The organism is Rhodoferax sp. ZS1R25, from assembly GCF_056521335.1.
In genome coordinates this window covers 614,983-632,930 of sequence record NZ_JBWMAZ010000001.1, presented here as the reverse complement: position 1 = coordinate 632,930, position 17,948 = coordinate 614,983, and the positions used below count along the sequence as shown (strand labels likewise).

Below are 17,948 nucleotides of genomic sequence, written 5' to 3'. Positions count from 1 at the left end.
GACCGCGTGAGAAGCCCCATGGACACCAACAGCATCACCTCCACCGCACCCTCGTTCACGCTGCCCCGCGGCACACCGGCCGCCGCGCGCACCGTGCTCAAATTGCTGCAGCACCTGCGCCACGGCAGCCTGACCGTGCAGCTGCCCGACGGCAGCATGCAGCGCTTTGGCGGCGAGGCCCTGCCCCACGCCAGCCTGCAGCTGCACAACTGGAATGTCTGCAGTGCGGCGCTGAAATCGGGTGACATCGGGTTTGCAGAAAGCTTTATCGCGGGCGACTGGAGCACGCCCAACCTGACCGAGTTACTGCGCGTCCTGGTGAAGAACCGCGCCGAGGTAGAAGGCGTGATTTACGGAACCTGGGCCGGGCGGCTGCTGTACCGCATCAAGCACCTGCTGAACCGCAACACCAAGACCAACAGCCAGAAAAATATCCACGCCCACTACGACCTGGGCAACGCGTTCTACACGCTGTGGCTGGACGAGACCATGAACTACTCGTCCGCCATCTTCGCGGGCAACACGGACCAGCCCATGGCCGAGGCGCAAAAGGCCAAGGTGCGGCGCGCGCTGTCCATGGCCGGCGTGCAGGCCGGTGACCGCGTGCTGGAGATCGGCTGTGGCTGGGGCGCACTGGCCGAGATGGCGACCACGGAGTTCAACGCCTCCATCACGGGCGTGACGCTGAGCACCGAGCAACTGGCCTTTGCGCGCGAGCGCATGCAGCGTTTTGGCGTGCAAGACCAGGCCGACTTGCGGCTGCAGGACTACCGCGACATTGCGGACGCACCCTTCGACGCCATTTGCTCCATCGAGATGGTGGAGGCCGTGGGCCGCGAGTACTGGCCGACCTACTTCGCCAGCGTGGCCCAGCTGCTCAAGCCGGGTGGCCGTGCGTGCGTGCAAAGCATCGTCATCGACGACGCACTGTTTGACCGCTACATCACGTCTACCGATTTCATCCAGCAGTACATCTTCCCCGGCGGTTGCCTGCCCTGCCCGCGCGAGTTCCGCGCACAGGCCCGCGCTGCGGGGCTGGAGGTGGTGGACGAATACGCCTTTGGCCCCGACTACGCCGAGACGCTGCGCCGCTGGCGCGATGCCTTCCTGGTCGAGCGTGACCGTGTGATGGCCGCTGGCTTCGACCAACGCTTCATGCTGATCTGGGAGTTCTACCTGGCCTACTGCGAAGCCGCCTTCGATGAACGCAACATCGATGTGGTGCAGTACACGCTGCAAAAGCGCGCGGCCTAAACGCCGGCAGCCCCCGCCATGCGCCACACCCCGCCCACCCGCCGAAGCTTGCTGCGCTGGGGCGGGAGCGTGGGCGCGCTGTGCCTGGCCGGTGTGGCCAGTGCACAGGCAGCGATGCCCCCGGAAGTACAAGCCCAGCTGCCGCAGGCCAAGGCCGCCGGTGGTACGCGTATGCGGTTTTTCGGCCTGTCGATTTACGACGCGCAGCTGTGGGTGGCGCCGGGCTTTGATGCCACGCAGTACGCCGCCCTTCCGATGGCACTGGAGCTGCGCTACCTGCGCGCGCTCAAGGGCCAGGCCATCGCGGAGCGCTCGCTGCAGGAGATGCGCCGCGGCGGCCCCCTGGACACCGCCACCGAACAGCGCTGGCTGCAGGCCATGGTGGAGGCCTTTCCCGATGTGAAAGAAGGCGACCGCCTCACGGGCCTGCACGCGCCGGGCGCGGGCACCCGCTTTTTCTTCAACGGCACGCTGCGCGCCACCGTGGTCGACCCGGCGTTTGGCCCGCAGTTTTTTGGCATCTGGCTGGCGCCCTGGACCAGCGAGCCACGCCTGCGTGCTGAGCTGTTGGCGGGGTTGGCGCCATGACCCGCAGCACCGTGCGCACGGCCCCGTTCGACTGGCATGCCGGTTGGCGCTATGGCCTCATGGGCCTGCCGCTGGCGTTTGTGGCGCTGCCGCTGTACGTCACGCTGCCCAACCATTACGCCACGGCCTTTGGTGTGCCACTGGCCACGCTGGGCGCGGTGCTGCTGGCGGCGCGCCTGTTCGACGCGTTGATCGACCCGTTGCTGGGCCGCTGGAGCGACCGGCTGTTTGCCCAGTCGCTACGCGCCGTGCTGGCCTGGGCCGCACTGGCCTGCGTCGTGCTGGGCGCAGGTTTTGCACTGCTGTTTTTCCCACCCGTCAAAGGCCTCGGTGCCCTGGTGCTCTGGGCCACCGCCTGCCTGGTGGTCACCTACGCGGCCTACAGCACTTTAAGCATCCTGCACCAGTCGTGGGGCGCACGGCTGGGTGGGGACGAGTTGCAGCGCAGCCGCGTGGTGGCCTGGCGCGAAGGCCTGGGCCTGCTGGGCGTCGTTTTGGCATCGATTGCGCCGCTAGCCCTCGGATTACCTGCGACAGCAGCTCTGTTTTTGATAGCACTTGGTGCGGGTTGGGCCGCTTGGCAGGTGGCACACCAGCCCCCGGTGGGTGCGGCCAGCGCAGCCGAAGCAGGCTTCTCCGCCGGCCGGCCCGCATCGGTCTGGCTGCCGTTCACGCGGCCCGCGTTTCGCGCGCTGCTGGCGGTGTTTGTCGTCAACGGCATTGCCAGCGCCGTGCCCGCCACGCTCATCCTGTTCTTTGTGCAAGACCGCTTGCAGGCCCCGGCCAGCCAGCAGCCGCTGTTCCTGGGCAGCTACTTTGTCTGCGCGGCACTGGCGCTGCCGCTGTGGCTGCGCGTGGTGCCACGCCTGGGCCTGGCGCGCACCTGGCGCTTGGGCATGCTGCTGTCCATGGCGGTTTTTGTCTTCGCCACCCAGCTGGGCGCGGGCGACAGCACGGCGTTTCTGGCCGTGTGCGCCCTCTCCGGCGTGGCACTGGGCACCGACCTGGCCCTGCCCGGCGCACTCCTGGCCGGCACCATTGCCGCCGCGGGGGACCGCGGCCGCACCGAGGGCGCCTACTTTGGCTGGTGGAACTTTGCCACCAAGCTCAACCTGGCGCTGGCCGCCGGCGTGGCCCTGCCCCTGCTGGGCCTGTGGGGCTACACACCCGGCACGCGCGACCCCGGCGCGCTGCAGGCGCTCACCGCCGCCTATTGCCTGCTGCCCTGCGCGCTGAAAGCTGTGGCCACCGTGCTGCTGTCCACCCTCATCATCCGGAAGACCCCATGAAACGACGCCTGCTCCTGAGCGCCGCCACCGCAGCCAGTGCACTCGCGCTGGGCGGCTGCAGCACCCAACGTATTGATAGCTACGCCAACGAAAAACCGGTGCTGGACCTGCAGCAGTACTTCAGCGGCGTGCTGGATGCCTATGGCGTGTTCACCGACCGCTCGGGCGCGGTGGTCAAGCGCTTCACCGTGGTGATGCGCTGCAGCTGGCAGGGCGATGAGGGTGTGCTGGACGAAGACTTCAGCTACTCCGACGGCACGACGCAAAAGCGCATCTGGCGCCTGAAAAAGCTGGCCGATGGCCGCTACACCGGCACCGCGGACGACGTGGTGAGCACGGCCCAGGGCCAGGCGCGTGGCAACGCGTTTTACTGGACTTACACCTTGAGTCTGCCAGTGGATGGTTCCGTCTATGACGTGAAATTCGACGACTGGATGTACCTGATGACCGACACCGTGATGCTCAACAAGGCCACGATGACCAAGTTCGGCGTGCGGCTGGGCGAGGTGACGCTGTCGTTCACCAAACGCCCGTAGTTACACGCAAAATCGGCACCTAGCCCCTATATCCATTGCGCGAGCAGCTATCAAAACAAGAGCAAAGGTTGTTCCCATGCCCTTCTTTCAACCCCTGAATCCCCCGCTGCGCGACTGGCACGGCAAGACGGTCTGGATCGTCGGCGCCTCCAGCGGCATCGGGCTGGCCACCGCGGCTGCCCTGCATGCCCAAGGTGCGCAAGTGGTGGTGTCGGCCCGCAAAGCCGCGGCGCTGGAGGCGTTTGTGGCGGCGCACCCCGGCAGCACGGCGCTGCCGCTGGACGCAACCGATGCCGCCGCCGTGCACGCCGCGGCCGACCAGCTGCTGGCGCGCGGTCCGCTGGACTGCGTGCTGTACTGCGCGGGCCACTACGCCGCCATGCGCGCCACGGCGCTGGACCTGGCCGACCTGCAGCGCCACACCGCGGTGAACTACACCGGCGCCCTGTATGTGCTGAGCGCCGTGCTGCCCGCTTTGCTGGCGCGTGGCGCCGGACACATCGCGCTGGTGGGCAGCGTGGCGGGCTACCGCGGCCTGCCCAATAGCCTGGCCTATGGCCCGACCAAGGCGGCATTGATCAACCTGGCCGAGACGCTGTACCTGGACCTGCATGACAGGGGCATTGGCGTGTCGCTGATCAACCCCGGCTTTGTGCAAACCCCGCTGACCGCGCAGAACGACTTTGACATGCCCGCGTTGCTGACCCCAGCCCAGGCGGCCCAAGCCATTCTGGCGGGCTGGGCGCGGGGCCGCTTCGAGGTCCACTTCCCCAAACGGTTTACGCTGTGGCTCAAAGCCCTGCGCGTGTTGCCGTACCGGGCCTACTTTTACCTAGTTAGCCGCGCCACCCTATGACCACCCCCACCCTGCCCAGCGACGAGGCCGTCACCCGCGTGGTGGCCTTGTTTGAAACCCTGACACCCGCCTCGGTCGCGACCCTGCCCGCGTTTTACGCAGCCGATGCGCGCTTCAAGGACCCGTTCAACGACCTGATCGGCATCAGCGCGATTACGCATGTCTTTGCCCACATGTTCGAGGCGCTGGAGGCACCCCGCTTCGTGGTGCGCGAGCGCATCGTGCAGGGGCAACAGTGTTTTCTGACGTGGGAGTTTCGCTTTCGCTTCCGGCGCTTTCGGCCGGAGGAGGAGCAGGTGATTTTGGGGGGATCGCACCTGGTATTTGACACCACCGGCTTGGTGACACTGCACCGCGACTACTGGGACGCAGCGGAGGAGCTGTACGAGAAATTGCCCGTGGTGGGCGGTGTGATGCGCTGGCTCAAGCGGCGAGCCAACAGTTAGACGGCGAAATCAGCGCCCGGTGGCGTTCGCCTGGTTGCCGAATTTGCTGCCTTGAAAGTCCTGGTGAAACTCTACGGGGCGCCGCGGTTCCCACCAGGCGCGCAGGGTGGCAAACACGTTGCGGCAGCCGGTGCATTTGTACTCACCGGTGGGCTTCAAGGCCCCATTGGCGGCACGATCAATCACCGGCTGGTAGCTGGTAGCGCCGCATTCGCGGCATTTGTAAATGGTCTTGAAAGTCGCCATGGTGGGCAGACTGTAAGCACTGGCGCGGGTTTTGACCAGCGTTTTTGTGAAATACCGCACAAAAAGAGGCTTGCAGCCGCTTTTTGGCCGCAAAGCCGCACCAGCCTTAGGCCGGCACAGTGTCGGCAAAGCTGGGGCGCTGCGCCAGTTTTTCGGCCAGTTTGGCCAAATTGGGGTTGTCGGTGCGCCAGTCGATCTGGGGGAAACGGAAGTCCAAGTAGCCCAGCGCACAGCCCACGGCAATGTCGGCCAGGCTCAGATGAATACCTGCGCAAAACGGCTTCTCGCCCAGGCCGCGGGCCATGGCCTTCACCGCGTCGTTCACCTTGACCATCTGGCGGTCAATCCAGGTCTGGCTACGCTGCGCCTTGCTGCGGCCGGCCCAGGTGGCTTCCAGGCGCGCCAAAATGGCGGCGTCCATCAGGCCATCGGCCAGGGCTTCCCAGGTCTTGATTTCGGCGCGCTCGCGGCCCACGGACGGGATCAGCTTGCCCACGGGCGAGAGGGTGTCCAGGTATTCGACGATAACGCGGGAGTCAAACAAGGCTTCGGCGCCTTCCATGATCAGGCATGGCACCTTGCCCAGCGGGTTCGACTCGGCGATGGTGGTGTCTGCCGCCCAAACGTCTTCGGGGACGAAGGCGTAATCGAGCTTCTTCTCGGCCATCACGACGCGGACTTTGCGAACATAGGGGCTGGAAGTGGATCCGAGTAATTTCATGGGGTCTTGGCAGTTGCTTGAGGGTTGATTCTATCCAGCGGGGTTTGCCAGAACGGCCCCTGGGGTCGGGCGTGGCGCACAACCTACAATTCGGGGATGACTTTCTCCGCCATTTCCGCCCTCTCCCCGCTCGACGGCCGTTACGCCCCCAAGCTCGCCGCCCTGCGCCCCCTCACCAGCGAACTGGGCTATATGCACCGCCGCGTACAGGTGGAGGTGGCGTGGTTCATTGCCCTGAGCGATGCGGGCTTTGCCGAGTTCAAGCCACTGACGCCGGGAGCCCGTACTTACTTGCTGGGCCTGGTGAAGAATTTCTCGGAAACCGACGGCGAAGCCATTAAGACTATTGAAAAGACCACCAACCATGATGTAAAGGCGGTGGAGTACTGGATCAAGTCCAAGTTCGAGGCGCGCCCCGAACTGGAAAAGGCTGGCGAGTTTGTGCACTTTGCCTGCACCAGCGAAGACATCAACAACACCAGCCATGGCCTGCAGCTGCGCTCGGCCCGCGATGTGGTGGTGCTGCCCGCGCTGGACAAGATCGTGCTCAAGCTGCGCGACATGGCCCATGCCTACGCCGATGTGCCCATGCTGAGCCGCACGCACGGCCAGACCGCCAGCCCCACCACCGTGGGCAAGGAGATGGCCAACGTAGTGGTGCGCCTGCAAGCGGCCTGCGACCGCATTGCCAGCGTCAAGATCCTGGCCAAGATGAACGGCGCCGTGGGCAACTACAACGCCCATCTCTCCGCGTGGCCCGACTTTGACTGGGAAGCCTTCAGCCGCAAAGTGGTGGAAACGCCCGAGCCGCTGGGCCTGGGCCTGACCTTCCAGCCCTACAGCATCCAGATCGAGCCGCATGACTACATGGCCGAGCTGTTTGACGCCGTGGCGCGTACCAACACCATCCTGATTGACCTGAGCCGCGACATCTGGGGCTACGTGAGCCTGGGCTACTTCAAGCAACGCCTGAAGGATGGCGAAGTGGGCTCCAGCACCATGCCGCACAAGGTCAACCCCATCGACTTTGAAAACGCCGAGGGCAACCTGGGCCTGGCCAACGCCATGCTGCGCCACTTGAGCGAGAAGCTGCCCATCAGCCGCTGGCAGCGCGACCTGACCGACTCCACCGTGCTGCGCAACATGGGCGTGGCCCTGGGCTACGCCGTGCTGGCCTACAGCTCGCTGATGACCGGGCTGAACAAGCTGGAAATCAACGAGGCCGCGATTGCCGAGGACCTGGATGCGTCGTGGGAAGTGCTGGCCGAGCCCATCCAGACTGTGATGCGCCGCTTTGGCCTGCCCCAGCCGTACGAGCAACTCAAGAAGTTCACGCGCGGCGCGGCCATGACCAAGGAGCTGATGCAAGGCTTTATCGCCGGGCTGGAGATTCCCCAGGAAGAGAAAGACCGCCTGCTGGCGATGACACCGGGCAGCTATACCGGCAAGGCCTCGGAACTCGCGAAACGCGTCTGATGGCACTCAAATCCACCATCTACAAGGCCAACCTGCAGATTGCAGACATCGAGAACAGCTACTACGCCGACCACGCGCTGACGCTGGCGCGCCACCCCAGCGAGACCGATGAACGCATGATGGTGCGCCTGGTGGCGCTGGCCTTCAATGCCTACAAGCTGCAAAGCGTGTGCAATGGCGACGGCGTGCTGGCCTTTGGTGCAGGCTTGTCGGATGTGGAAGACCCCGACGTGTCCTTGACCGACTTCACAGGCCACAAGCGCCTGTGGATCGAGGTGGGCCAGCCCGAGGACAAACCCATCAGCAAAGCCTGCAACAAGGCCGATGCGGTGCTGCTCTATCCCTTTGCCCATTCGGCCGACATCTGGTGGAAGGGCATGGAGAGCAAGCTCAGCCGGCTGGACAGGCTGCAGGTGTGGCGCATTCCATCGGTCACATCGCAGGCCCTGGCCAAGCTGGCGCAACGCAGCATGCAGCTCCAGGCGACGGTGCAAGAAGGGGTGCTGATGCTGGGCGACGGCGTGAACACCGTGGACATCGAGCCGATTCGCTGGAAGTAAAGACGGGTGGTTCCATGCTGCCGCCTCAAGCACAATAGGCCTCTAGCCCCCGTCGATATTGCGCAAGCAGCTATTCTTTTGGTAGCAAATCGACGACAGGGACGTTGCGCCCCTCGGCCGCACGCTCGGAATATTTGTTGAAGCGCCAGGACGTGGCGTCCAGCGTGATGCGCCGCCAGGTGGCGCGCTTGGCGGCCGGGCCCATCTCGGGCCAAAACTGCACCTCTTCAAAGGTGCGGCCACAGCCTTTGCACAGATCGTCTCCCTGGCTGGTGGAGCAAATGGCGATGCAAGGCGTGTCGGGCGTGCTCTCATACCAGGTCAGCCAGGCGGCCAGTGCCTTGGGCGGCATGGTGGCTTCGTCGGCCTCGGTCTCGTGGTAGTAGACCAGCAGGGCGTACACCTCGGCCAGCGCGCGCGTAGGCGCGGGCAAGGCCACCCCATCGGGCGAGGGTTCGCGGGCTCGCCAGTAGTTGATGGCCGACTCGATGTCGGTGATGTGGATGCCTGCCATAGATTCCCGTAGAAGGGGGCGCATCATATACCGGCAGGCCCAAAGCCCCCTTTATTTGCAGGCCCTTCCCGCACCTCAGTACACTGCCGCTCACGAAGGGGAGTAGCTCCCGCCCGCTGCCATCCAGCGGTTTTCAGCAAGTCGTCAATACGAAGCTTTTTGCTTCCGGCTTGTTGGGCAAGGCACCATACCTTGCTGAGCAAGACCTTCGATTGGAGCCCACCGCGGGCTTGATCGAAGTGTGCTTGTGGTGTCCCCCACCCCATTCCCCCAGATCCAGAACGCGGTGTGCAAAACATCGATTTCAACCTGGATCTGTCATGGAATTTCTCTCTACCTCCTGGTGGTCAGCGCTGCTGGCTATCGTGCTCATCGACTTGGTGCTGGCTGGCGACAACGCCATCGTCATCGCGCTGGCGGCGCGCAACCTGCCCGAGCACCTCAAACGCAAAGCCATTGTGTGGGGCACCGTGGGGGCCATCGTGGTGCGCTCGGTGATGACGGTAGGCGTGGTCTGGCTGCTGAAGATCCCCGGCCTGATGCTGGTGGGGGGCCTGGGGCTGCTGTGGATTGCCTACCAATTGCTGGCCGACCAGGGCGGGAATGAGCATGACGGCCCCATGGCCAGCACCTTCTGGGGTGCGATGAAGACCATTGTGGTGGCCGACGCCCTGATGGGCATCGACAACGTGCTGGGCGTGGCCGGTGCGGCCCATGGCGCGTTTGACCTGGTCATCATCGGCCTGTTGATCAGCGTGCCGATTGTGGTGTTCGGCAGCACCGTGGTGCTGCGCCTGGTGGAGCGCTTTCCTCTCATCATTCAGTTGGGCTCTGCCGTACTGGCTTTCACCGCGGCCAAGATGGTGGTGAGCGAGGCGCTGCTGCGCTCGGTATTTGGCGATGCATCGGGCATCGACGGCACCCAGACAGCTGCACGCTGGGCGGTCTACATCGTGGCCGTGGTTGGCGTGCTGGCAGCAGGCTGGTGGAGCCAAAAGCGGGCCCAGGCCGCCGTGCCACACAACGGCTAAGCGCGCTGCACCCGCCAGCCCGGAGGCTCTGGCCTCTGGGCGGTGACACAGCCCGGTGCTATGCTGTGCCACCATGAAATTACTCGTCAAATGGCTCCTCAGCGCCACCGCCTTGCTGGCGGTGGCTCACCTGTACAGCGGCGTGGAGGTGAAGAGTTTCACCTCCGCCTTGATCGCCGCCTTTGTGATCGGCCTGCTCAATACTGTGGTGCGCCCCCTGCTGGTGGTGCTGACGCTGCCATTCACGGTGCTGACGCTGGGCCTGTTCCTGTTTGTCATCAACGCACTGATGTTCTGGTCCGCCGCAGGCGTGCTGGACGGCTTCCACGTGCAGGGCTTTACCGCGGCGTTGATCGGCTCGCTGATCTACACCCTGCTGGGCCTGATCATCGAATCAGCGCTCGAGCGCCTGTTCTCGAAGTAACTGCTCCACCTGGCGTGTGCGGGTGTCCACGATCGACGCCTCAAAATGGTCGGCACCTTGCGTACCGCTGCGCGCCACGTCCTGTGCGGCCTTCAAGCGCGCCAACGCGGCCGGATAGTCCAACTGGGCGATATTGACCTCGGCCTCGGCGCGGATGGCCGCCAGGGTCTTGCCCTGCGCTGCTGATGCACTGGCCAAGGTCTGCCAGGCCATCGCATCCAGGGGGTTGTCAGCCAGCCAGGTTTGCAATAGCTGGCCTGCCTGGGCCGCCCGGCCGGCCTGGAACTGGGCTTGGGCCATCAGCAGCAACTCAGCACGGCTACCAGCCTGCCACTGCTCTCCCAAGGCTGCCTGTGCTTTGGCGCCATCACCTTTGGCCAGCGCCAGCTCTGCGGCCAGCAAACGCACTTGGCGTGCGGCCTGCGGATCTCCCTTCGCAACACTGACCAAACGACCCAGCGAGGCGTCGGCCAGCGCAAAGTCGCGCAGCTTGGTGGCAGCCAGGGTGGCGCCATACAGCGTGGCGGCCTGCTGCATCGGGCCTTGCCGCGCCAAACGGGCCGGCTCGGCTTCCGAATACCAATTGCGCAGCGCATCGACCGCCGAGTTGGAGAGCACGCGTGCGCGTGCAGCGATCAGCGCGTGCTCCCATTGCGGCATCGGCGCGGCCGTGCCGTTGGCTGGCACACGCGCCTGCATGTCGGCCATGCGCTCGGTGGTGAGCGGGTGGCTGCGCAGGTAGGGGAAGCCACCCGAATCGTTGAGGCGGCTGGACTGTTGCAGCTTTTCAAACATGCTGACAAAGCCCTGCGGCGCAAAACCCGCCTGCGAGGCCACGCCAAAACCGACGCGGTCCGCCTCGCGCTCCATGTCGCGTGAAAAGTTGAGCTGGGTCTGGATCGCCGCAGCCTGCCCGCCCACGATCACGGCATTGGCCGCCCCTGGGTTTTTGCTGGCCGCAAGCGCACCCAAAATCATGGCCCCGATCAACCAGGGTGTTTGCTCGCTCTGGCGCGAGATCAGGCGCGCAATGTGCCGCTGCGTCACGTGGCTCAACTCATGCGCCAGCACCGCGGCCAATTCGTCCCGACTGGTGACCACCCCCACCAGGCCCAGATGCAGTCCCAAGTAGGCCCCCGGCAGTGCAAAGGCGTTGACGGTGCGGTCCCGCCCTAACAAGATGGTCCAGGCGTACTGCTCGTCCAGTTCAGGCGGCAGCTCCCCGCGCGCGCGCGCCGCAGTTAAGAGCTGCTGCCAGATGCCCTGCACGTACTCCATGATGACGGGGTCATCGAGATAGTCCGGGTCGCGGTACAGCTCGCGCGCTATGCGGTTGCCTAGGCGGCGTTCGGCGCTGGGGGTGATGGAGGCGGTGTCGCCGAGGTTGGGGAGAAAACTAGTGCTTACAGAGGCCTGCTGCGGCAATGCCGTGGCAGCGAATAGTGTCGCTATGCAAAGAATAGCTACTTGCGCATATTTCACGTGGAGTATGGAAGTTTTTTGACCCTGCAGGAACTAGAAAGAGTCAAGCGGCATAGTCGTCAGGACCTGTGCCGTGACGGGATCCAGAAATACGGTCCAGTATGATTTTCTACCTACCAGAGGCAAATAGACAACCTCGCTGGGTTTGCGACTAATTTTCGTCAATACCAACTCAATCTCCGCGGCATTGGCCGCAAATCGGAAAAGCAATTGGGTCGCAGGCTTGGCCTCTTTTAGAACGTCCGCTGTCGCCTCTTCATATGGACGCCAAAGGTCTGGACGAGAAGCTAACGACACACCCTGCAGCGCGGCAATAGTCGCATCCACGCGCTCTTTGTCACTCTTGAAAGGACGTACAGCGAGCAGTGTTGGACCGTCAATCGGTAACGCTTGGACCGAGCGTGGAGTTTGCGGCAACAAAGACTCGTCCACATCAATCGCTTGCACCACACGAAACCGGTCAATTTCAAACACCATATGCACGGGGCGGGCTACGGACACAGTCCATAAACCATAGCCCAACGCGGCCAACTGAAGTAGACCGGTCATTGTCAAATCTCGCCTCAATTCGGTGCGCGGCTTTCGGCGATTGAACACTGCCATAGTTATTAGTGGCCCAAGAAATACGTCTACGGTTACCACGAGCGTGAATAGCTCACGTCCGCCAGAAATCTCTCGGTAAGGGTATGGGTACCAAATGCCAAATACCAACAATGCGGCCAATGCAGCAATGCATAGGCTTAAACCCAAGTGAATCGCGCAAGCAACGAATCGATCGCGCCAAAAATGGGGAGAGTCAGAAAAGAATTGCATTGAACTCATAAGAATATTTCAAACTAAGCGCATCACAGTCGAAATATGAAGACCCGGTTTTACAACATCATGGAATTGATACAAGCCCAAGTACCGGATATTTGTCGTCTCGTAATTGCTGGAAATTGCCACTGGCTTCCGCATAAATATCGGCATGAAAGAGACTTTTAATGACTTGCAGTCGCTCACTTGCTTCAATTGGCCTACCGTTCAGCCCGAGTGCCAATGCAGCCCGAAATTGAACAGGCGCCCATGTGTATCGCTTGGCCATTCTGAGCAACAAGTCCACATCCTCACTCGACATTCCAGGTTCAGCGCGCAGACGCATAACATGCAAAATCCCGCCTAGCTGCGTAAGCAAATGAAGTTTAGGAACCTCATACTCTACAGGAGTCACTCCTATTCTTCGATTTTCAAATCGGTTGATGCGGAAATCTTCTTCTGCCTTCGAGTACTCATACCCCATAGTCAACAAAAATGGAGTCCACACACATACAAATGCAGGGATCAGCCATTTAGACATCTTGATTATCAATATCGGCTCAATAGCATCGGCATCGGCATCGATAGCACCCAATAATAGTGCAGCAACGACCAGAAAGTAGGCATACGTATGGGGGAGCTCCAATAGAGAATGCGTGGCAAGTGGAATCAACACGAAGAATCCACAGGTCGTGGTCACCTTGCCCTTACTGCTTTTAACCCTATTCCAAATCCACTGACCAGCCAGCGCTAGCGTTACTCCCCCGATCGGCATCCCAAGAAACAACAGCAGGTCCAGCACAATGTTGTGCGCATAGGCAGTCTGCTCAGCCCCCGGAAAAGCCAATGCCCCGGCTTGCAAGGCCGCAGCCACTTGCAGCCAGCCCCAGCCTATCCAAGGATGTTGAAGCAAGGCTGTTGTCAGTTGCATCCAAATCAAAGGGCGAGTGCCTGTACTGGCCATTTGATCGTGACCTAATGCACTCACACTCGGACCCCAAGTCCAATAGGGAAATGACATTGCTGCAGTCAGCAAAAAAAACAACCAAAGCCATACGACCAGACGATTCAAATTGTCACGGCGTACAGAACCACTCAAAACATGATGGGCCATCGCCAAAAGGACCGCGGCCAGTAGCGCCGTACGCGACTGGGTCAAGGTTAGGCCTAAGCCCAAAACAACCAAGATACCCCAGGTAACTGCCACACCAATTCTGGCACGGTACAACAACACTGCCGCCGCCACTGACCCCATAAGTAGCAACGTTGCAGCTTGATTGGGCTGGCCCACATTCGCACGTGGCCGACCATTGGGAAGCCCCTCTAGCACCCAATCGTTCATCGCCAACTCCACTTGGAGCCATTGTGACAATATCTGAAAAGTACTGATCAAACTTGCAAAAACCAACAATAAACAAAGCGATTCCAAAACCTCAGTACGTGGTTTTTTTTTCTGCCATTGAAAACCCCACATCCAGGCGCAAGCGACCATGCCAATGTACGCAATGACAACCAATACATCACCTAAAAAGACCGATTGGAAGGTCAGACCTTGCATGACTGCTGTTGAGGCAAGAACAAGTAACACACCAACACCAACGGGCAATTTGGCAACTGAATCGCCCTTACGCCAGCTGCCCCCTATTCCAATCAGAGCGGCAATAAAAGCAGGTACTTCTGTATGAAATGCTGTCCACGGCGGAAAATGGTCCGGCACGACCCAACACAACAACAATATAAAGAGACCCAATGCATTTGCCACCAACTCGAACTCCAAATGTAAAAGGGGCTCAGTGAGCCCCTTTTTAAAGTTTTTAGGTTTGTTTATGGAAGAAATGTACCGCTACCATAAGTGCCTGCAACCGTTGTATCTCGGCAAGAACCGGGCAAGTATTTTGGATTAACACCGGCCGTACCTGTTGCACTAACGGCAGTTGCGACAGTGGCGGAAGCAGGGCCACACAACCAAGCCGTCACATTTGTACCAATCGCCGTGAGCGGCGTACTTGGGGCCAGAATGATAGCGCCCGGACCCGTCGCCAGGTTGCTATTCACCCGAATGGCGCCAGTGGCGCTGGTCTGAATACGCGCCACATTGCCGGCCGCGGTAGATGTCTCACAGCCCCAATTTCCGGCAACAAATTGCGACGCAGCGCTGGTAGCAGTTTGAGCAATTTCAGAAATACTGGTCCGGCATTGCGATGCCGCCAAGATAACCTCAGAAAGCTTGGCTCGCACTGTGTAATCTTGGTACGCAGGCAAGGCCACAGCAGCCAAAATACCAATGATTGCAACCACAATCATCAATTCGATCAGGGTGAAACCCTTTTGCAATGCACGTTTCATATTGAACTCCAAAGGTAAGAATAGAGTTAAGCATGAGCATACTTCATGCCAATCTAAAAAGCCGACCCAAACAAGAAAACAGGAACAATATTGTCAATTAAAATCTAGCCTCAAAGGCATGAGAAGCCTGAATCGACCTCAACACGACATTTTTGTCTCCATTTGTGTGGCAATTACTTGATGCAGACCTGTCGAACCATCTTCAAGTCCGTCAGACCCATCATGATCTTCTCCATGCCATCCATCTTGAGGGTGCGCATGCCGCCCTCTACCGCTGCGGAGAACAGTTCTGCCACGCGCGAGCGCTCCTGGATGAGCTTTTTCACCAAATCGTCTGCCACCATCAACTCATGCAGGCCCACGCGCCCCTTGTACCCGGTCTTGTTGCATTTGTCGCACCCTACGGCTTTGTAGAGTTTGAGCTGACCGCCTTCGCCATAGGTTTGCAGCCACTTATCGACCATTTTCTTGCTCTCACCCGCGTAGTCCTGTTTCCAAGTTTGCGTGTGGCGTAACTCTTCGGCGTACTCAGCAGCGAAAAGGCGCATCTCTTCGGCATCCGGCACATAGGCAACTTTGCAATCACAGAGTTTCTTGGCCAAGCGCTGCGCCAAAATTCCCAATAGGGCATCTGCAAAGTTGAACGGGTCCATACCCATATCCAGTAAGCGGGTAATGGACTCGGGTGCAGAGTTAGTGTGCAGTGTAGAAAACACCATGTGGCCTGTGAGCGAGGCCTCCACGCCCATTGACACCGTTTCCTTGTCACGCGACTCGCCAACCATGATGATGTCTGGGTCGGCGCGCAAAAAGGCGCGCATCACTAGCGCGAAGTCAATTCCGGCTTTCTTGTTGATCTGAACCTGCCGCAAACCTTTTTGGGTAATTTCCACAGGGTCTTCAGCTGTCCAGATTTTGGTATCCGGTGTATTGAGAAACTTCAGGATGGAATGCAGTGTGGTCGTTTTACCTGAGCCTGTAGGCCCGCAGACATAAAACAAGCCGTAGGGTTTGCTCACGGTGGCTTCCAATCGAGACTTGTTGTGCGGCGTGAGGCCCAGCTTTTCCAGCGGAATCGGCTCGCCCGCGGCCAAAATCCGCATGACCACGTCTTCTACGCCACCGGAAGAGGGAATGGTCGCGACGCGCAACTCAATGTCTAGTGGCCCGTATTTCTTGAACTTGATTTTCCCGTCCTGCGGCTTGCGGCGCTCGGAGATATCCAGATCACACATGATCTTCAGACGGGTCACCATGGCCTGTCTGAAATGTGCAGGTACTTCCACGTAGGGCACTAGACTCCCGTCAATACGAAAACGTATGCCGGTCTTGAACTTGCCTGGCATGGGTTCGATGTGAATATCCGACACCTTTTGGTTGTACGCGTCGATAATGACCTTGTTAACAAACTTCACCAGCTCGTTATCCGCCGCGGCCGACTCCAGGGACTCATCATTGCTCCCATCGTCTATGGGCGCGCCGTCCATGTCGGCAAGCAACTGGTCAATCGTGCTGCTGTCAGACGCGGCACCAAACAACTGCGCCAACGTTTCGCGAAACTCGACAAGTGTCGTCACCCGGTAGGCAAACTTGGTAACGCGTGGAAACACCTGCGGAACGACCCGGGAGCCTTTGACCGCCTCTGGGTCCACACACATGATGACCAAACCATCCGGGGACTCCTCCAGCGGCATCCATTCTTGCTCTTCGATGAACTCACGCTTGAGAGCCCCTTGCAACATCTCCGATCGAATGCGCCCAGGATTGAAAGGCTCGTAGGGAACACCAAAGAATTTGGCAAGTGCACTCCCCAGTTGCGCTGGTTTGATGCTGTAGTCCGCCATCAGCCGTTGTTCCACTGACTGACCTTCGTGGCGGGCATCTTGCACGCACTGGGCGAGCTCATCTTCCGTGAGAATGCCGTCGGAAATTAAGCCGTCGTATTTGGTAGTCTTGCGCCGCACAGCACTCTCTGCGCCTTTGACACGCTGGCGAATCGCTGTGGCTAGCGTTTTGCACAACTCAGTAACACCGTCTACCTCAAGCTCTCCAAAGGGCTCATCACTTTTGTTGTTAATGACCTGCAAAACCCCATGCAGGGTTCCACCGTCCATGATCGGAGCCACCAACATTTGTTTCGTGCGATAGCCAGAGCGTTTGTCGACCTCCTTCAAGAACGTCAACGAAGGATGGATTCGCTTAAGCGCATCCTCGTCATAAACGTCAGGTAGGTTCAGCGCGGTTCGGCTGTATGCGGCGTAGCCTGCTAGGCTTTGCGGGGAGATAGGCAGCTTCAAATCACGGCTGCTGTTCAATCCCGTTTTGATTTTGGAAATAATCGCAGTTTGATCTTCTGTGACCGCGTACAAGGTCAATCGATCGGCGTTGAGCAGCTTGCAAATTTCCTGGCTGGTTTCCAGCATGATTTGCTCAAGCTGCTCTGTATCGTGAATGCGTGCTGTGACCTGGTGCAGTTGCCGGTAAAAAAGCGCCTCAAAGGTCATGCCTCTTTTTTTGGAAGGCAGCTTCTGCGACTCAAAAAAAGCCTGTTCGGACGATCGCTCGGCTCCACTGGGCTGAATAACCACGCTCATATCTCAAACTCCTGCCCCGCACGCAACCACCGTATGTCATGCGTCACATCCGGGCCGAAAGGCAGGGTCTGGTCGAATCGCTGTATCTCAGCCATGATCAATTCGGTTTCTGCTGGCTTGGTGTGGGTGATGTAAATGGGGAAACTTTTGCCCTTGCGAATGCAGTCCAGCTCCTTCGCCAGTGCACTCGGCGACAAATGCAGACTCTTGCGAGCCAATTCTTTTTCGCGGTTGCTGAAGGCCGTTTCAATGACCAACATGGCCACGTCCAGTTGGTTGATGCGCGTCCACAGGGCCGGGTTGCGCTCTGTGTCCCCCGTAAAGACCCAATGTCCAGCCCCCGCGGAGACTGCGAACCCCACCGCTGGCACCGTGTGCACGGCTGGCAGCACCTCAATGCGGCTCCCCGCTAACTCTAAAACCTGACCTACCTGTATTTCCACGAACCGAACAAACGGCGCTTGTACTGTTGGAATCCGTGAAAAATCGGGCCAAATCACATCGTTAAAAATGTGCGCTTTAAGGGCAGCAATCGTGCCAGGCAATGCGTAGATGGCAATTGGTGATTGCCGTTGCGATGCTACGGCATCGACCATCAACGGCAATGCCGCAATGTGATCCAAGTGAGAATGGGTCAAGAACACATGGTCAACCTGCCCCATTTCCTCCAGCGTCAGATCGCCCACACCGGTTCCTGCGTCCACCAAAATTTGGCGGCCCACAAGGAACGAGGTGGTCCGGCACTCTTGGGCGATGGCGCCCGAGCAGCCAAGTACGCGTACTTTCACAA

Annotated in this window: 19 protein-coding genes; 10 read left to right on the top strand and 9 right to left on the bottom strand. The window is 60.2% G+C overall.

Annotated elements, in window-relative coordinates; genetic code table 11:
* Positions 1-18 precede the first annotated feature (18 nt).
* The 6 genes from AC097R_RS03005 (at position 19) to AC097R_RS02980 (ending at position 4,969) form a co-directional block, all read left to right on the top strand.
* A complete protein-coding gene (locus AC097R_RS03005; RefSeq protein WP_479596116.1) occupies positions 19-1,254 on the top strand; it encodes a class I SAM-dependent methyltransferase in 1,236 nt (411 codons plus the stop codon).
* Between the two features lie 18 nt (positions 1,255-1,272).
* Positions 1,273-1,842 carry a chalcone isomerase family protein gene (locus AC097R_RS03000; RefSeq protein WP_479596115.1) on the top strand — a complete coding sequence of 190 codons (570 nt, stop codon included), beginning with the start codon at positions 1,273-1,275 and terminating at the stop codon, positions 1,840-1,842.
* Positions 1,839-3,131, top strand: a complete 1,293-nt coding sequence (locus AC097R_RS02995; RefSeq protein ID WP_479596114.1) for an MFS transporter — start codon at positions 1,839-1,841, stop codon at positions 3,129-3,131. The genes AC097R_RS03000 and AC097R_RS02995 overlap by 4 nt, the downstream gene beginning before the upstream one ends.
* Positions 3,128-3,667 carry a DUF3833 domain-containing protein gene (locus tag AC097R_RS02990; protein WP_479596113.1) on the top strand — a complete coding sequence of 180 codons (540 nt, stop codon included), beginning with the start codon at positions 3,128-3,130 and terminating at the stop codon, positions 3,665-3,667. The genes AC097R_RS02995 and AC097R_RS02990 overlap by 4 nt, the downstream gene beginning before the upstream one ends.
* A gap of 76 nt (positions 3,668-3,743) precedes the next feature.
* Positions 3,744-4,523, top strand: a complete 780-nt coding sequence (locus tag AC097R_RS02985; protein WP_479596112.1) for an SDR family NAD(P)-dependent oxidoreductase — start codon at positions 3,744-3,746, stop codon at positions 4,521-4,523.
* Positions 4,520-4,969 carry a nuclear transport factor 2 family protein gene (locus AC097R_RS02980; RefSeq protein ID WP_479596111.1) on the top strand — a complete coding sequence of 150 codons (450 nt, stop codon included), beginning with the start codon at positions 4,520-4,522 and terminating at the stop codon, positions 4,967-4,969. Before AC097R_RS02985 ends, AC097R_RS02980 begins: the two co-directional genes overlap by 4 nt.
* A gap of 9 nt (positions 4,970-4,978) precedes the next feature.
* On the opposite strand, the gene AC097R_RS02975 is transcribed toward AC097R_RS02980, so the two are convergent.
* Both AC097R_RS02975 and AC097R_RS02970 read right to left on the bottom strand, forming a co-directional pair.
* On the bottom strand, positions 4,979-5,215 hold the full coding sequence (locus tag AC097R_RS02975) for a hypothetical protein (RefSeq protein WP_310343275.1): 237 nt from the start codon (positions 5,213-5,215) through the stop codon (positions 4,979-4,981).
* A gap of 106 nt (positions 5,216-5,321) precedes the next feature.
* Complete coding sequence (locus AC097R_RS02970) at positions 5,322-5,936, bottom strand: glutathione S-transferase N-terminal domain-containing protein (protein ID WP_479596110.1); 615 nt, start codon at positions 5,934-5,936, stop codon at positions 5,322-5,324.
* Between the two features lie 96 nt (positions 5,937-6,032).
* On the opposite strand from AC097R_RS02970, the gene purB reads away from it, so the two are divergent.
* Both purB and AC097R_RS02960 read left to right on the top strand, forming a co-directional pair.
* The gene (purB, locus tag AC097R_RS02965; RefSeq protein WP_479596109.1) at positions 6,033-7,412 is read left to right on the top strand and encodes an adenylosuccinate lyase; all 1,380 of its coding nucleotides are present in this window, start codon (positions 6,033-6,035) and stop codon (positions 7,410-7,412) included.
* Positions 7,412-7,972: a YaeQ family protein gene (locus tag AC097R_RS02960; RefSeq protein ID WP_479596108.1), complete on the top strand. Its 561-nt coding sequence runs from the start codon at positions 7,412-7,414 to the stop codon at positions 7,970-7,972. The genes purB and AC097R_RS02960 overlap by 1 nt, the downstream gene beginning before the upstream one ends.
* A gap of 70 nt (positions 7,973-8,042) precedes the next feature.
* Here AC097R_RS02960 and AC097R_RS02955 read toward each other — a convergent pair whose 3' ends face one another.
* Positions 8,043-8,486, bottom strand: coding sequence for a DUF3717 domain-containing protein (locus AC097R_RS02955; RefSeq protein WP_479596107.1), 444 nt, complete (start codon positions 8,484-8,486; stop codon positions 8,043-8,045).
* Between the two features lie 320 nt (positions 8,487-8,806).
* Between AC097R_RS02955 and AC097R_RS02950 the strand changes: the two genes are divergently transcribed.
* Both AC097R_RS02950 and AC097R_RS02945 read left to right on the top strand, forming a co-directional pair.
* Positions 8,807-9,517, top strand: coding sequence for a TerC family protein (locus AC097R_RS02950; RefSeq protein ID WP_479596106.1), 711 nt, complete (start codon positions 8,807-8,809; stop codon positions 9,515-9,517).
* Between the two features lie 73 nt (positions 9,518-9,590).
* Complete coding sequence (locus AC097R_RS02945) at positions 9,591-9,941, top strand: phage holin family protein (RefSeq protein WP_479596105.1); 351 nt, start codon at positions 9,591-9,593, stop codon at positions 9,939-9,941.
* On the opposite strand, the gene AC097R_RS02940 is transcribed toward AC097R_RS02945, so the two are convergent.
* From AC097R_RS02940 to AC097R_RS02915, 6 genes are all read right to left on the bottom strand, one after another.
* Complete coding sequence (locus AC097R_RS02940) at positions 9,912-11,366, bottom strand: M48 family metalloprotease (RefSeq protein WP_479596104.1); 1,455 nt, start codon at positions 11,364-11,366, stop codon at positions 9,912-9,914. The genes AC097R_RS02945 and AC097R_RS02940 overlap by 30 nt on opposite strands.
* Positions 11,367-11,456: 90 nt before the next feature.
* The gene (gene tfpZ / locus AC097R_RS02935) at positions 11,457-12,236 is read right to left on the bottom strand and encodes a TfpX/TfpZ family type IV pilin accessory protein (RefSeq protein WP_479598084.1); all 780 of its coding nucleotides are present in this window, start codon (positions 12,234-12,236) and stop codon (positions 11,457-11,459) included.
* Between the two features lie 67 nt (positions 12,237-12,303).
* On the bottom strand, positions 12,304-13,980 hold the full coding sequence (locus AC097R_RS02930) for a PglL family O-oligosaccharyltransferase (protein ID WP_479596103.1): 1,677 nt from the start codon (positions 13,978-13,980) through the stop codon (positions 12,304-12,306).
* A gap of 62 nt (positions 13,981-14,042) precedes the next feature.
* Positions 14,043-14,564, bottom strand: a complete 522-nt coding sequence (locus AC097R_RS02925; RefSeq protein ID WP_479596102.1) for a pilin — start codon at positions 14,562-14,564, stop codon at positions 14,043-14,045.
* 173 nt (positions 14,565-14,737) lie between these two features.
* Positions 14,738-17,158 carry a GspE/PulE family protein gene (locus AC097R_RS02920; RefSeq protein ID WP_479596101.1) on the bottom strand — a complete coding sequence of 807 codons (2,421 nt, stop codon included), beginning with the start codon at positions 17,156-17,158 and terminating at the stop codon, positions 14,738-14,740.
* The gene (locus tag AC097R_RS02915; RefSeq protein WP_477886013.1) at positions 17,155-17,946 is read right to left on the bottom strand and encodes a 3',5'-cyclic-nucleotide phosphodiesterase; all 792 of its coding nucleotides are present in this window, start codon (positions 17,944-17,946) and stop codon (positions 17,155-17,157) included. Before AC097R_RS02915 ends, AC097R_RS02920 begins: the two co-directional genes overlap by 4 nt.
* Between the last annotated feature and the right edge of the window lie 2 nt (positions 17,947-17,948).